This window comes from Arthrobacter sp. W4I7 (assembly GCF_030816215.1).
Lineage (GTDB): Bacteria > Actinomycetota > Actinomycetes > Actinomycetales > Micrococcaceae > Arthrobacter > Arthrobacter siccitolerans_A.
On the sequence record NZ_JAUSXU010000001.1, the window covers coordinates 4,515,545 to 4,530,011 of the forward strand.

Genomic DNA, 14,467 nt, shown 5'->3' on the forward strand with positions numbered 1-14,467 from the left:
GTATCCTCGTGAAAGCACCGTGAATGCACTGCGCCAAGTTCGGAAGTGCCATCCCCCTATACGAAGACGGATGTGGCGAAGGTCTTGAATCTCAAATTCGAACACTTTGAAAAATCCTGTTGGCGGCCAAGGACGGTGGGCGCGGGCAGCCGCGGTGGCCCACGATCACATAAATCGGCGTCACACATCCCGGGCTCCTCTACGTCCTGGGGTGGGCCCATTATATGAGCCACACACGATCAAGGCCAGCCAGTTCTGGGGCGGGCCTGTCGCCCAGGTTCCACTTCTCGACCCTGTGCACAACCACCACCGCCGCCTGCTCTGGCGGGCCAGGGGGCGGCGCTGGCGCTATAACGGCCTGTTAGATGGCAGTTGATCTGGAACTTTTTGGCGACATAGCGACCAAGTCGCACTCGAGTACGTAGCATGCGGTAGGAATGCAGTTCTGCATAATGCAACATTCAATAACTCAACTATCTCGAAGTTTCTCTATCGTCTCCGGTTCTCCCCGTGAGGTAGGCAATGATGTTGCGGCTGTTAATGGTGTCGGGGTGGTCCGGACCCAGGATCCGCTCCTGATCCCGAAGCAGCTCATTGAAAAGGACGATAGCTGCGGCGGGGTCTCCGGCCGCTGCAGTCCAAAAGCCGAGGTCATTGCGGGATATCAGGGTGTCGGGGTGGTCTGGGCCCAGGATCCGTTGCTGGTCCCGCAGCAATTCACTAAATAGGGCGATGGCCCCGGCCGGGTCTCCTGCTTCCCCGGTCCAAGTGGCCAGGTTGTTGCGCGTGGTGAGGGTGGACAGGTGGTCCGGGCCCACAACCCGCTGTTGGTCCCGCAGCAACTCGGTGGACAGGGCAATGGCCCCACCAGTGTCCCCTGCCGCAGCACTCCAAAAGGCGAGGCTGCTTCGAGTAATCAGGGATGACGGGTGGTCCGGGCCCAGGATCCGTTGCTGGTCCCGCAGCAACCCGATAAACAAAGCCGCAGCGCCGGCAGCGTCTCCTGCTTCCCCGGTCGATGAGGCGATGTGGACGCGCGTTCCCAAGGTGTCGGGGTGGTCCGGCCCAAGGATCCGCTGCCTGTCCCGCAGCAACCCGATAAACAAAGCGGCAGCTCCGGCAGGGTCTCCTGCTTTCCCGGTCCAGAAGGCCATGTTGTTGCGCGTGGTGAGGGTGGACAGGTGGTCCGGGCCCAGGATCCGTTCCTGGTCCCGCAACAACTCGGTGGATAGGGCGATGGCCCCGGTAAGGTCTCCTGCCAGCCCTGTCCAAAACGTGAGGGTGTTTCGAGTGGTGAGGGTGGACAGGTGGTCCGGGCCCAGGATCCGTTGCTGGTCCCGCAGCAACTCGGTGGACAGGGCGATGGCCCCGGCAGGGTTCCCCGCTTCCCCCGTCCAGAAGGCGAGGTTGTTGCGCGTGGTGAGGGTAGACAGGTGGTCCGGGCCCAGGATCCGTTGCTGGTCCTGCAGCAACTCGGTGGACAGGGCGATGGCCCCGGCAGGGTTCCCTGCTTCGCCGGTCCAGAAGGCCAGGTTGTTGCGCGTGGCGAGGGTGGACAGGTGGTCCGGGCCCAGGATCCGTTGCTGGTCCCGCAGCAATTCATTAAACAGGGCGATGGCCCCATCAGGGTCTCCTGCTTCCCCCGTCCAAGAGGCCAGGTTGTTGCGCGTGGCGAGGGTGTCGAGGTGGTCCGGGCCCAGGATCCGTTGCTGGTCCTGCAGCAACTCACTGGACAGGGCGATTGCCCCGCCAGGGTCTCCTGCCGCTGCAGTCCAAAAGGCGAGGTTGTTGCGCGTGGTGAGCGTGGACAGGTGGTCCGGGCCCAGGATCCGTTGCTGGTCCCGCAGCAACTCGGTGGACAGGGCGATGGCCCCGGCCGGGTCTCCTGCTTCCCCCGTCCAAGAGGCCAGGTTGCTGCGCGTGGTGAGGGTGTCGAGGTGGTCCGGGCCCAGGATCCGTTGCTGGTCCCGCAGCAATTCACTAAACAAGGCGATCGCCCCATCAGGGTCTCCTGCTTTCCCCGTCCAAGAGGCGAGGTTGTTGCGGGTGGCGAGGGTGGACAGGTGGTCCGCGCCCAGGATCCGTTGCTGGTCCCGCAGCAACTCGATGGTTCTACTCAAATATTCTTCAGCCGTTCCCATCCGCTACTTCGCCTCCCTGCAAAATGTTCATTTCGCGCTGTAGGCTGCCCTGCCGTATCCAAGATGCTCGGCCGCCGCCCGGAAGCCGAAACTGTCCCCGTTTGACTCGGTCATCATCAAGTCGCATTCCTCCTGGTTGGCCATGGCACGTCCCATCCGGTACTCCGACACTCGATTCGATGCAGTAGCTGGGTGAAAAGTTCCCGTCGGCCGTCCAAAGGGCCAGCTTCTGCCGCTTTCCAGTTGGGCTCGGCTGATGCATTGCTCAAAACTCTTTATCCTGTCCGAACCCATCGCCCAGCAGCATCGGGAAAGCTGCTGAGCTCATTCGAGGAGATTGCCCACGCGCTAGAGGCATTCCGCAGCCGACGGAGACGAGGAGGGCATGGCAGTCCCCAAGATGGCGGGAACATTTCCACCTTCATCTCACTCATATAAACGAACCACAAAAGTAGCGCTACAACCATCCAGCGCTACAACCATAGGGAGCAATCATGCAGTGGGACGAAAATTGGTCGGATGCAAACGGTGAATTCACCGAATCGGGCTCCGTAGTCCCGGGTTACGGTAGTGAATCTTACTCTTACGGGCTGGAAGCCGAATCCGCCGAATATGCAGAGCAAGATCAAACTGACGGTGAGTCAGCACAATGCGATCCGAGCGAAGATGCCGGCTACGAGGGCCCCATCCTCGACTACGGCCCTGGTCGAGTTGTGGAACAGCCTGAAACCGTAAACGTGGATAGCAGTCAGCAGTATGGCCAGCCCTATGTTTCTTCCGAACCAGACGCGGCGGACATCACAACGTCCACTGATAACATTCCGTCTCCGGAACCTGTCGACACCTACACGGGGCAACCCGGCGGCGTGGACCTTCCCATCCAGCCTGATTCAGGCGGAGCAGGCGCGCCCTCCAACCCCATCAACCCCTACACGGGGCAACCCGGCGGCGTGGACCTTCCCATCCAACCCGATTCAGGCGGAGCAGGCGCGCCCTCCAACCCCACCAACCCCTACACGGGGCAACCCGGCGGCGTGGACCTTCCCATCCAACCCGATTCAAGCGGAGCAGGCACGCCCTCCAACCCCACCAACCCCTACACGGGGCAACCCGGCGGCGTGGACCTACCCATCGCATCTCCCGGAGGAGCGCTGGGCCCTGCCGCTCCGCTCTTCATCCCCCAAATCATGAATGACCCTAATGGTGCAAGGATCGTGAACGAAATACAAAACAGTTGGGATCGAGCCAACCAAGCTTTGACAGTGCCTGATGGATTTAAGTACGGGCCGAGGTAGTTGTTTGAATTCGTCTTGCTTGGCGAGGAAGCCATACGGCCAGGACATCGGAGATGACCGAAACGCCAACAACCGGCCCAGCGCTTCGGATTTCTGGCTCAGCTGACTACGTTTGAGGACGTGGACGAAGCCCATGTCCTATTCCGCGGACCTGGGCAGGCCACTGTCGCCGGCCGTCCTCTCGGTGCGACGCCCAGCAATTTCTCGGATGCAAGACCTGTCCGTCCAAAGAGATTGATCTACTTTTGGGACAACATCCGGTACAAGCCCCCCTGCATGGTTCCGGCGACGAGGACTGCCGCAGACGAAGGTTTTGGTGGCCATGGCAATGGTCACCGACAACCTTGCAGGCTGGAGGTCGGCGAAAGGTCAATACGTGACACTGCAATGCGGATTTTTGTGGCGACGGGTCGAGCTACGGGCTGATGCCGTTTCTCAGCGCTATCAGTGCTAAGGACTGTGACACGGTCACGGCGGCCGCAGCGATGACGGGGTCGTCTGAGAGGACGTATTCTCGCGCTTCGGCTGCTTGCTGGGTCGCTGCAGCGACGACCTCCTCGGTCGTCACCGACGATGGCAGCCCGACTTTTCCGGCATCATCCCGCGCCCGGAGGAGGCGATCGAGTACCTTTTCGAGCGGATGCGTTTCATTGGTTGCAGCGAGTGACTCCCAAGCCGTAATTTCAGCTAGCGGGTGGAGTTCGGGGGAACCACGCGCGTCGGACAGCAGCCGGATCAACGGCATCGGTCGTGGCATCTTTTTCACGGCCTGCTCCAACTGGCTGAAAGCTTGCTTAGCTTTCAGTTGCGGGTACCGTCCTACGTACTGCCGGGTAAGTGCCCGACGGAGATTCTGTACGCCGGATACTTCCTCCAACCACCGGTTGAGCCGGACCGCCCCCCCGGAGTGGGCGCGTCCAAACCTGATGCCGTAGTCGTCAATCAAGTCAACCAGGCGCTCGAACCGGTCAGGGTCGATTGGCACTTGCCCGGTGACCAAGTCGATGTCGTCGGTAGTGGACAGTGCGTTTAAGGCTACGGCGTCGTCCTCGCGGACCCTGCCGGTAGCTGCTGACTCTGCGAGTTTTCCGGCGACCGCGACGACAGCTGCCAGTTCCGCGGATCGTTGTTGGGCCAGTATGAGTGCTCGGGCGGACGCAGCTTCGATCGGGTCATGTTCACCCCAAGCTCCGTTCCCAAACCCGTCCGCATGAGAAAGTACTCCGATGGAGTTACTGGCCGAGGCACCACCAGAGGCCAGCCCGAAATCCTGGAGGAACTCAACGTCTGACTGGAACTGCTGGTCTCGGAATACGTAGATGACAGCGTCCGCCTGACGTGGTCCGTCCAACCCGAAGATTGCTGACCGGGTGCGAGTTTCGTTCTCCGCCGTAGTCGTCGCCAATCCAGGTGTGTCGATTAGTGTGTAGTCTCGTAACGTGTCATGGTGCAGGTGCACTACCAGATGGGGAAATCTTGTCGATAGCCACCGGCAGCGGGTCCGGCAGCCTTCCGTCAATGATGTTCACAACTATTGACTCGCCCTCCGTCAGGATGATCTCCGCACGGTCCGGCGGGTCGAAGATGTAGTGGGTGACCAGGCTTGTGCATTCCGCTTCATCGGTCGCGGCGACCCTCGCTCCGACCAGTGCGTTCACCAAAGTTGATTTGCCGGCCTTCACTCGCCCAACCACAGCCAACCGGAGCGGGCGATCGAGACGAGCCCGAATATCCGATGTCACCCGTGCGGCTGGTTCACCGCCCAGCTCTTCAAACTGGTCGCAAAGGTGGAGGATCGCTGTCTCAAGACTGGATGTCATGGTTGCGATGTACCGGTGTTGGCGTTCGACGCGACAATCTCTGCATCGTTCTCTAGCTCACGCTTCAGTTTAATCGCTGAGATGGTGTATCCGACGCCTAGGCCAACAATGGTTGCGGGCCACACCCATTGCAACACGAAGAACCAACGAAAGTAAGTCGAGATAAGGGACAAAATGTAAAATGCCCCGCACGGGATCAACCACCAAGCTGGAGCTAGAAGACTTTGGCCGTACGTGCCCATGCTTAGCCAAGCGGTGAGCAGCCGAAAACCAATAAAGACCAGACAGGCCCCGAACAGCATATGAGCGATAGCGTACGTATTTACGCTGCCATCACTCGCGTCAAAATCATTCACGCCAAAGGCCATCACGAGACTAATGGCCGCCAGTCCTGAGTATAAGAATGCTGCCACTCGCGCTTCCCCTGCCGGTCTGGTTAGGTGGTGAGCGAACAAAGCAGCCATCGCGCAAGCTTGCAACAGAAAAGCGGTGATCATCCCGCCTACGTCATGGGCGCTTCTGTTGGCCAGGAGCTGAAGCGAAATGAACAAGCATACCCCGCTGAGCCAAAGGAGTCCGGCCGCGATAAAAGCCCAACGCACCGACGCGAGATTTATGGTGCTTTTCCCAGGGGTGGGCTGAACCAGTGTGGGAGGGCGCGGAGGCTCTTTTGTTTTGTCCGTTGGCTGGTTCGGGGACGGGGGCTGAACCAGTGTGGGAGGGCGCGGAGGCTCTTTTGTTTTGTCCGTTGGCTGGTTCGGGGACGGGGGCTGAACCAGTGTGGGAGGGCGCGGAGGCTCTTTTGTTTTGTCCGTTGGCTGGTTCGGGGACGGGGGCTGAACCAGTGTGGGAGGGCGGGGAGGCTCGTCTGGTTCGTTCACGAGCCCACGAACGGGTCGATGTGGTTGTGCTGGTCCTGTCGCGACGGCTGACAGTGCACCGTCGACCACCACCGTTTTCGGGTCTCCAAGACGGGTGGGGGTGATCCCCGTCGCCTGCGCTAACGCCCTGGCCACAAGAGGGGTCAACGATGACCCGCCGGTGAGGTAGAACTTGACAACTTTAGAGGGTTCGTTGCGGTCCAACAATGTTTTTGTTAGGGCGACTGCCCGTTCAACAAGAGGACGAATTAGCGTCTCGTATTCCTCAGCGGTGGGTCGATAGACGTCGTCGTAGTCTGCGATTATCACAGGGATTTCTGTGGCTGGGGCGAATGAGAGGTCTTCCTTGGCGCTGCGGACATTTTCGCGCAGCGTCGCTTCTTCCCGGTATCCGTTGGAGCTGCCCAGGTGGTCGACCGCTTCGGGGTGCCTAGCCTGAATTTGCGCTAACGTCCAATCCCACAACACCTCATCAAGATTGTTTCCACCGAGGTTCTCGATGGCTTCAATGTCCTTTACCTCGAACTCGCCGTCCTCGGTGTGCTCCACCAACGCTAAATCGAGGGTTCCCCCTCCAAAGTCGAATACCAGGACCTGACTGCCGATCGGAATAGGCTGTCCGGCTGACTCATGGCGGAAATAGTGGGCGGCGGCGATCGGTTCCTCGACGAGCACGATGGTACGCGGATCGAACCCGGCGCTTTCAGCGGCGCGGCGTAGCGGTTGCGTCTTTACTCCGCCCCATGCTGACGGGTGAGTGAGGACAACTTTCGCCGGGTTCACTCCAGCTTTCCGGTCCAAAGCGATCCGTCTGACCTCCCGGTATACCTCCGCGACGAATTCTTCAGCACGGATTGGCCGGCCGCCGTACATTTGAGGGGGCATTCCGACCAAGTTTTTTGGGTTTTCCTCGTAGGTATTTTGATGGAGGGCTCGGAGGCGTTGCGCCTTTTCTCCGACGCGGGGCCCGTTTCCGGTGTCAAGGATTACTCCGGAGGGCATCGTCCGTGATCCGCGCGACAGCTCCAAGACGTCGTTTCTTGCACCGCTGCGGATAGCGGCGGCGGTGTTCGACGTCCCGAAGTCGATCGCCAAAATCCAGGCGTCGGCGTGGTCGGTCATGACCTGCCCCCTAGGCTGGCGCAAAAACTATCCGAACCTTTTCTGGTGAGCGCATCGAAGCCCCATGAGACGCCAGTAGATTCCCCTGCTGCGTCCGATGCGGAGAAAAGCCCGACGACCATCGGGTGTTCGACGTCGCCGCAAACGAACTCGAGAGCTGCCGTTCTGCCGCCGCGGACCGTGGTGGCCATCATTGTGGAAGGAGGGTGATAGCAAGCAACCATTGTTCTTGTATTCATTTTGTGCCTCCTACTCGTGTGGAATTGCAGTTCCGACTTGCACGCTTACTTCGGCGGGCCGGATCATCGTGGAACCGATCCGCCAACCGGGTCGGATGACGTCAGCAATTGTGTAGGGTCCGTCCCCGTCCCCGTTTCCGGGGATGGTGGAGACGGCAGAGTGCAGATTTGGGTCGAATGGAGATCCTGGCTCAGGTGAGTCCTTTTCAGCTCCTGCTGTGCGGAGGATTCTGTTGATTTGGGATGACATGGCGGGAGAGACGGTCATGTCATCGAGCGCGATCAGTTCTTCGATCACCTGCCGAGCCGGTTGCTGCTCGGGCTGTGATACCTGTGTGGCCGGGATGGGGTGAGTAGTGGGTACAACGGTCGGCGGCGCTGGTTGCGCGATTTTGCGCCGCCCGCCGACGAATTGTTCGGCCCGGCGGGCTCTTCGGGCGGCCAAGACCCATCCGATCAGGCAGATGACGGCTAGTGCAGTCGCTAACGCCAGTAGCGCCCAAAGTTCCCAAGGGATTAAGGCTTGCTGGTTCGGACATTCCAGTCCGGCGTCCCGGACGCAGGGAACCGGAGTTGAAAGCGGGGAGATCATAACTTTGTTGCCCTCTTTACGGCGGCGGCTCCAGCGGCAGTGACGCCGATGACGACTGGCAGCAACAGCCAGCTGGGACTGCTCTTCAAGGTTGACGCAAAGGCATGGTCGTCTGAGGCCCTGTTTATAAGGTCCGGGCCAAGAGTTGTCACATCCGGGGCAAGGTCCGGGCGAGGGGTTGTCGCGTCCGGGGCGAGGTCCGGGCGAGGGGTTTCGGTGTCAACAACCGTGTCTGTGTTGATTTCTTCATTTGGGGTGATACCGCCGGCAGCTTGGAACTCCTCGACGCCCATCGTGACGGTTACCATTTCGTTGCCGGAGTCGGCCCAGGCGTCCAGGAACACTTTCATTGGTACTGCCAGCATGTTCCCATCCGGGGTGCCGGTGTCAGACAGGATGACGGTGTTGTTTTCGGTGTCGATGCCGGTGACTATGACTTGATGATCGGATTCGGCGTCGTTGTCGGGGCCCTCGTCGTTACCCCAGTACTCACCGGAGTCGACGCCGACCAGGATTGGTTGGTCGTTTTCGAGGGCCGCTGTCAGGTCATCGATGCTGTTGTCGTAACTTGTTTCGGTGGGAATCCCTGCCGCGCTCAGGACATCCGCCAACCCCTGAGCGGTCATACCGAAACCCCCGTTTGCCACGGACCACCCTCCGACCTCGTTGGTCAAGTTGACAAAGTCTGTTTCGGTAAGGTCTTGGCCAGTGTAAAGTTCGTAAATTTGTAGCATCGCGGCCGGGACGCAGTATCCGTTGTAGCTTTGTTCAAACCACAACGTGGAGAACTCCCACGGGTCGCCGATAATCTGGCCGTTGTCCACCGGGGGTCCTGCGGGGCTCGTTGCCGTTGTTTCGGCGTCGACACCTATGAGGGCCCATAGCTCCGGGAACTGCTCCGCAAGTTGCTCACCGGATAGCGTTACGGTGTTGTCCTCAGTACCGTCGTAGTTCCCGTCGTTGGACAGCGTGTAACTGTTTCCGTCCCGGACGACGCTGAAATCGACCATCTGATCGCCGTTTGTATCGACCTGAAAAACGTCCAGGTTGCCGTCTCCGTCTGTGTCGATGAGTGCAACCTTGCCCCAGTCCTCCAACCATCCCATCACGCCGTCAATCTCACCGTCCCCTGTCGCGTCAATTTCTTGCCATTGGGTGGCGGTAGGGGTGGGCTCCTCGGCCGGGTCCGGGACTCCGTTGTCGATGTCAGTCATGATGATCGAGCCTTTCGTAGATGGTGTAATGAGGGTTAGAGGCGCGTTATTCCCATTTGGTTCCCGGTAGGGGTCAACCGGGCCAGTTCTCGTTCTGTTGCTTTGAGAAGCCCGTCGAGCACACGTCGCTCGTTGGTAAGGTTTGCTTTTGCTTTCCGGCGCTCTTCGTCGGATTGTTGCTTCGCGGCACGGGCGTCCGCCATTAGCTTGTTCAGCCGTTCCACCTCCTCATCGATCGCGTCCTTGAACTCGAGTACTGCACCGTCCCGAACAGCAGACACCGACCGGGTGAGGTTGCGGCGGAAGTGCTCCTTCAGTTCGGCGGAGGCACGTGGCAGACCGTCCAGTAGTGCCTGTCGCTTCTGAATCCGGCCACCGAACATCAGCCCGACACCAATCCCGGCCAGCGACATTACGCTGCTGAACCCTCCGCCGAGCCCTCCGCCGAGCGCTCTGTCCATGAAACCGGACAGTGGGGCCGACGCTGCCCTGCCAAGGTTGGATCCCATAAGAAGGAATCCAATGCTGCGCAGGTCTGTGCCGGTAGCTCCGCGGATGTTCAACGGCGAAGGGTCCTCCGTCTCCGGCCCATCAATCAGCGCAACCGGTATGTCCAGGTCCGCGGACTCGAACATTGATTTGATGATGGAGCTGACTCGTTCTTCCAGGGTTTGTTGGATTTCGCTGCTGATTGTGTCCAGTTCCGCGACGATGGATGACTGCGCGTTCGCGAAATCCGCTTTCGACATCCCTGTGATCTTTTTCCCCAGCCAAGCCCGCCACTGATCGTCGAGCATGCGAAGTCGCTCACTTAATTCACCTTCCACTTCAAGCTGTAAATGGGTGAGCTGCTGGGAGATGTGGTGCTGGTAGCGGTTCATCTTTTTGCTGAGTTCGGCCACCCGCGACCGGTGCCGGTTCAGATCATCAATAACATCGTCAGTGCCACTGGCTGCTTGTTCCTCCTGCCGCAAACGCTCACTCATCCGGTTCAAAACTTGTATCGCCTGGGTCAGCGCAGTCGCCAGCGCGTACCGGTCCACCCCTTCGAGGATGTTGGTGATCACCGATTGGAGTTCCGGAAACCTACTCTGCTCTGTCCAACGGTTATCTCCAGTGGTTATCCCTTTCAACGCGAACAAGGCGCTGACTCCGACAAATTCCACGTGGGGGAACCTGACCTCGGGGTTAGCGGCGAGATGGGAGGCGATCGCTGCCCGGTTATCGTCGAGCACTTTCTCCCAACCGGACCGGTTACGGTCGATTTTGTTCACCACGACGATCACGGCGCGGGTGAACTTCGTGCATGACTCCAGGAAGTGGATAGCGGGGGCGCTAAGCCGGCCGCTGGCGTCGGTGACAGCGAGCAGGATTGCGGCGCGCTCCGCGGTGACGACGGCACGTCGGGCGTGGATCTCGCTGAGTCCGCCGGCGCCGGGGGTGTCGACCACGATGACGCCGGGAAGGCCGGGGGAATGGTGACCGGCGGAGACACCGAGAAGCGCCGCTCCGACATCGGTGCCGGTATACGTCCCGTTGGCGGTCACCCAGTCCGACAGTTCCTCCCGACTGATCGCCTGCTCGCCGCCGGGAAACTCCAGATGGATCGAGCCGGCAGGCAGCCGCTCCGTCGGCGGGCAGAATGACAACGACACTGTTGTGGTCTCGTCCTCGCCCACCGGCGCGAAGGTGGGGTCGGCGATGAGGGCGTTTACTACACTGCTTTTCCCGCGCGAGACCTCCCCGACCACGGCAACGGTCGCAGACCGGGAGGTGAACCAGTTTCGGTACTCGACGATCGCGTCAGCATCCAGGCTAGAGCCTCGGTTGCGGAGTGCCGCCAGCGCCTGGTTCAGCGCCGTTTCGGCGGACGTCTCGACTGCGTCAGTGGCCGTCATCATGATCGTTCCAGTTCTCTGAGCGCTCCGGCTCCTGCCCGCTGTAGAAGCCAGCAGGGCCAATATCATCGAGGTCAATTTGCAACCCCTCGGCTCCACTGACATCTGTCACTATGTCCTCCGGGTACAGGGACTCGTCCACGTCTGCCCAGTTTAAGGCGGCAGCCAGCGAGGATTCCCAAACTTCGTCAGGCATCGCTGGAGGGTCGCCCAGGATGTAGTCATCATCGAAGCCGTAGTCGGGATCGGTGTCAGTCTCCGGTATTTCGGTCATCATTGAGCCCTCTCCTTATTCCCCGTCACTTGCGAGTGCGCTATAGTCTGCCGTAAATCCGGCCAGAGAAGCTCTACCCTGCATAGCTGCCGAAGTGAGGGGTGCCTTCGATGATCAACGATGATGCATCGGAAGTGTCTGTGATCGATCGCGCCCGTGCCGGGGATGCCCGGGCCTTTGACGAACTGCTCCGCCCGCACCGAGACAAACTCTGGGCTGTTTGCGTGAGGGTGACAGGACACCCCGCCGACGCTGAGGACGCGGTGCAGGAGTGCATGGTCGCAATCTGGCGTGGTTTGCCGCGGTTCAGAGGCGAGTCGCAGTTCTCGACATGGATCTACCGGATCGCCGCGAACGCCGCGCTCGGCATCGTTCGCCGACGCAGGGAAGTCCCCGTCGAAGAAATTTTTGATCTCCCACCTAACCCCGGCTTCGAGGACGCTATCGCCCTGCACGATGAAATTCAGGCGGCTCTCCGGAATGTTCCCGAAGACTTCCGCGTCGCCCTCGTCCTCCGCGAATACGGCGGTCTCACCTACGAGGAGATCGCCGAGCATCAAGGGATCCCGATACAGACAGTAAAGTCCAGGCTGAACCGCGCCCGGTCCGCGGTACGGGCAGCCCTCACCGTCGAATGACGAGCTTGTTGTAGCGGTTTCCATTCCATAAATGATTCGATGCGAGGAACCCCAAAATTGTTCCCGCCACCTCGACGACGACCCGCTGCCGGACGGACGTGGACAACGAACCAGATGCACGCCCGGTTAACACGTTCTCACCCCATATCCTCCTCAAGCAGGCTCGCGCCCGTTGCCATGAGCAACGCCAGCTTGGGACCGGTCACGGGCGCCTCTGGCCCCGTCATTGCCGTAAGAGCTGGTAAAAGGGCGAACGAGCCGACAACGGGGGGGCAGCAGGATCTGATCAGACGGCGATACGAGCCGACCAGAAACAACAGCGTACGGTCGGTTGCCGCGCCGGAGGTCAGCCCTGATAAATGGGCGTGTTGGGGAAAAACGCGTTGCAGCCCCGAAGACCCTGGTTGTACCCATGCAGAAGCGACGCCGTTCTCTCTTCGAGATTTCCGTGATCGCGTTCCGGGTTGGCGTCGCTGGACGCAATCTCCTGCAAAATCTGCCCGATGTCTCCAGCGTCGTCAGGGTACTCAAGCCACCCTTTAGTGTCGGCGTAAAAGAGCCACACCCCCGCAAAGCAATCCGCTTGGTTCTCCAGACGGATCGAATGCACTCGTACTTGCTCAGCTGTCGCATTATCCGCAAGGTCATTATGCACTCCACTAATTGTCTGGATGTGGTGCCCCCACTCGTGGGCATACGCGACGAAGGGTGCGGCATCACCGATGTCGTAGTAGTACCTCCATAACTGTTCCTGGCCCGTGTAGATAGATTGATCGGTTGGACAGTAGTAGAAGTCCTGGTCGGAGGTTAGGAGGCTATTGCCCTTTGTATCCGTACAAGGCGCGGGGAGGCCGGCTCGACCGGTGCCCACGAAGTAGAAGTTGGCCGGCCGGTTCGACACCCCATAGACCTCGTCATACATAGGGGCAATCAGCGCCAACATATGGTCAAGGAAAGTCTCCATGTCAGCCTTGGTGTGGCATCCTTCATGCGATCCGCCCGGGCAGTACATGGTGTCCGGGTGCGCATCCTGACCTTGAGCTGGAGTTGGCTCAGCTGTCTCCGGGGGTGCGGCTGCCGTCGTCCTAGGAGCGGCCGGCGGGGTAGCGGCAGTTGTCCGGGGCACCGCCGTCGTCGAGGATCCAGGGGTGGGGGCAGTAGTAACTGGCGTCTGAGGGAGACTGACAGGGGCACTCCGAGCCGGCGATTCCGGATCTGCCTCAACAAATGGGCTACCGCGGCCTGCTCCTGAGCTGCACGAGGCGAGGGCCATAGCGGCAGCGAAGAAAATAGCAATCGAGGCTAAGAATCGGTTCACGGCAAACTCCTCTGGCCTAACGAGACCAGAACGGTGCCTGATGAGAACTCCCCTTCAACGGTCAGGATAGGAGCCAAGGCAGCGCCTGTCCATACAATTCAGCTACCCTCTTGCAGGGCACCGGCATGGACAATCAGCTTCCTTTATCCCTACAGAGGGCGGGAGAACAAGCTTGAAGGGTTAAGCTGCGGGCGTCTCCAAAAGCGGTCATCACCACCGCTGAAGGATGGCACGTGCAGCCGCCGCGAGCTTGCGGCTCATCTCCTCTTCGCTGATTTGGGGCATGTCAATCCAATTATCCAAATGATCGACAAGAACTTTCAGGAACTCAGGGCGGTCCAAGGCCATCCATCCGTGCGTGTATAGGAGGCTTGCAGCGGAAATTGGGTCAATCCCATCAGCTATCTGGCACAGCCAATATCGGATTAGGCGGCGCCGGGCCAAGTCGTCATCCTCAACCGGTCTGTTCAACTCTGCCCTTACCTGCAGCCACAGATCGCGGGCCCCTGCCGGATCATTCCGGGGGCGCCCGGCCAGCTCACGAAGAGAAGGAGAATCGTAACCGCGGACAAGCAGGTCCGCAGCCAGGTCAGGCAGCTGGTCGCTACGGAAAAGACCGACTTGGTCCTTGAGAAATACCAACTGCCCGCTGTCTAACTTTTCGCAACTCATGGGCGTCACCACTCTTACTGAATTACCAATCCGGCAGGCGGACCTTCCAAACGCGAATGAGGTCGACGGTGGAGGACCTGCACCATGTCATTAATAGTCGCGCAGCAACAGACATAGGTCTCGACTTTCAGCGACTATCTGAACCTCGTCCTTTTGGGCTCGTGTTCGTAGTTGAACCTCTACAGCTGGAGCCGGATCGCGACGCCGCGCGAGGGCGGGTGATCATGTGCCAAGCTCGTTGGAAGGAGAAAGGGACTTGGAGGCTGGCGAAAAGAAGATCTTCACTCCATACGGCCGGCATTCCTGGCCCTCGGCGACGCAACAGCCCTTGTCTACGAGACTATCGAGCGACGGCCACCACTC

At 60.0% G+C, this 14,467-nt stretch carries 11 protein-coding genes; 2 read left to right on the top strand and 9 right to left on the bottom strand.

Going from position 1 to position 14,467, the window contains the following annotated elements:
* Positions 1-473: 473 nt before the first annotated feature.
* Positions 474-2,120: a tetratricopeptide repeat protein gene (locus QF047_RS20530; protein ID WP_307280935.1), complete on the bottom strand. Its 1,647-nt coding sequence runs from the start codon at positions 2,118-2,120 to the stop codon at positions 474-476.
* Between the two features lie 515 nt (positions 2,121-2,635).
* On the opposite strand from QF047_RS20530, the gene QF047_RS20535 reads away from it, so the two are divergent.
* The gene (locus QF047_RS20535; protein ID WP_307280938.1) at positions 2,636-3,436 is read left to right on the top strand and encodes a hypothetical protein; all 801 of its coding nucleotides are present in this window, start codon (positions 2,636-2,638) and stop codon (positions 3,434-3,436) included.
* Between the two features lie 415 nt (positions 3,437-3,851).
* On the opposite strand, the gene QF047_RS20540 is transcribed toward QF047_RS20535, so the two are convergent.
* The 7 genes from QF047_RS20540 to QF047_RS20565 all read right to left on the bottom strand — a co-directional run bounded on the left by QF047_RS20540 (position 3,852) and on the right by QF047_RS20565 (position 11,479).
* Positions 3,852-4,787, bottom strand: a complete 936-nt coding sequence (locus QF047_RS20540) for a hypothetical protein (protein WP_307280941.1) — start codon at positions 4,785-4,787, stop codon at positions 3,852-3,854.
* 91 nt (positions 4,788-4,878) lie between these two features.
* Positions 4,879-5,256, bottom strand: coding sequence for a GTPase (locus tag QF047_RS20545; protein WP_307280943.1), 378 nt, complete (start codon positions 5,254-5,256; stop codon positions 4,879-4,881).
* Positions 5,253-7,259, bottom strand: a complete 2,007-nt coding sequence (locus tag QF047_RS20550; RefSeq protein WP_307280945.1) for an Hsp70 family protein — start codon at positions 7,257-7,259, stop codon at positions 5,253-5,255. The genes QF047_RS20545 and QF047_RS20550 overlap by 4 nt, the downstream gene beginning before the upstream one ends.
* Positions 7,260-7,508: 249 nt before the next feature.
* Positions 7,509-8,090: a nucleotide exchange factor GrpE gene (locus QF047_RS22400; RefSeq protein ID WP_373427783.1), complete on the bottom strand. Its 582-nt coding sequence runs from the start codon at positions 8,088-8,090 to the stop codon at positions 7,509-7,511.
* A complete protein-coding gene (locus QF047_RS20555) occupies positions 8,087-9,304 on the bottom strand; it encodes a C39 family peptidase (protein WP_307280948.1) in 1,218 nt (405 codons plus the stop codon). The genes QF047_RS22400 and QF047_RS20555 overlap by 4 nt, the downstream gene beginning before the upstream one ends.
* Positions 9,305-9,339: 35 nt before the next feature.
* A complete protein-coding gene (locus QF047_RS20560) occupies positions 9,340-11,307 on the bottom strand; it encodes a dynamin family protein (RefSeq protein WP_307280950.1) in 1,968 nt (655 codons plus the stop codon).
* Positions 11,189-11,479, bottom strand: coding sequence for a hypothetical protein (locus QF047_RS20565; protein WP_307280952.1), 291 nt, complete (start codon positions 11,477-11,479; stop codon positions 11,189-11,191). The genes QF047_RS20560 and QF047_RS20565 overlap by 119 nt, the downstream gene beginning before the upstream one ends.
* A 107-nt stretch (positions 11,480-11,586) precedes the next feature.
* Between QF047_RS20565 and QF047_RS20570 the strand changes: the two genes are divergently transcribed.
* The gene (locus tag QF047_RS20570) at positions 11,587-12,114 is read left to right on the top strand and encodes a sigma-70 family RNA polymerase sigma factor (protein WP_307280954.1); all 528 of its coding nucleotides are present in this window, start codon (positions 11,587-11,589) and stop codon (positions 12,112-12,114) included.
* Positions 12,115-12,460: 346 nt separating this feature from the next.
* On the opposite strand, the gene QF047_RS20575 is transcribed toward QF047_RS20570, so the two are convergent.
* Positions 12,461-13,078: a neutral zinc metallopeptidase gene (locus QF047_RS20575; protein WP_307280956.1), complete on the bottom strand. Its 618-nt coding sequence runs from the start codon at positions 13,076-13,078 to the stop codon at positions 12,461-12,463.
* Positions 13,079-14,467: the final 1,389 nt, after the last annotated feature.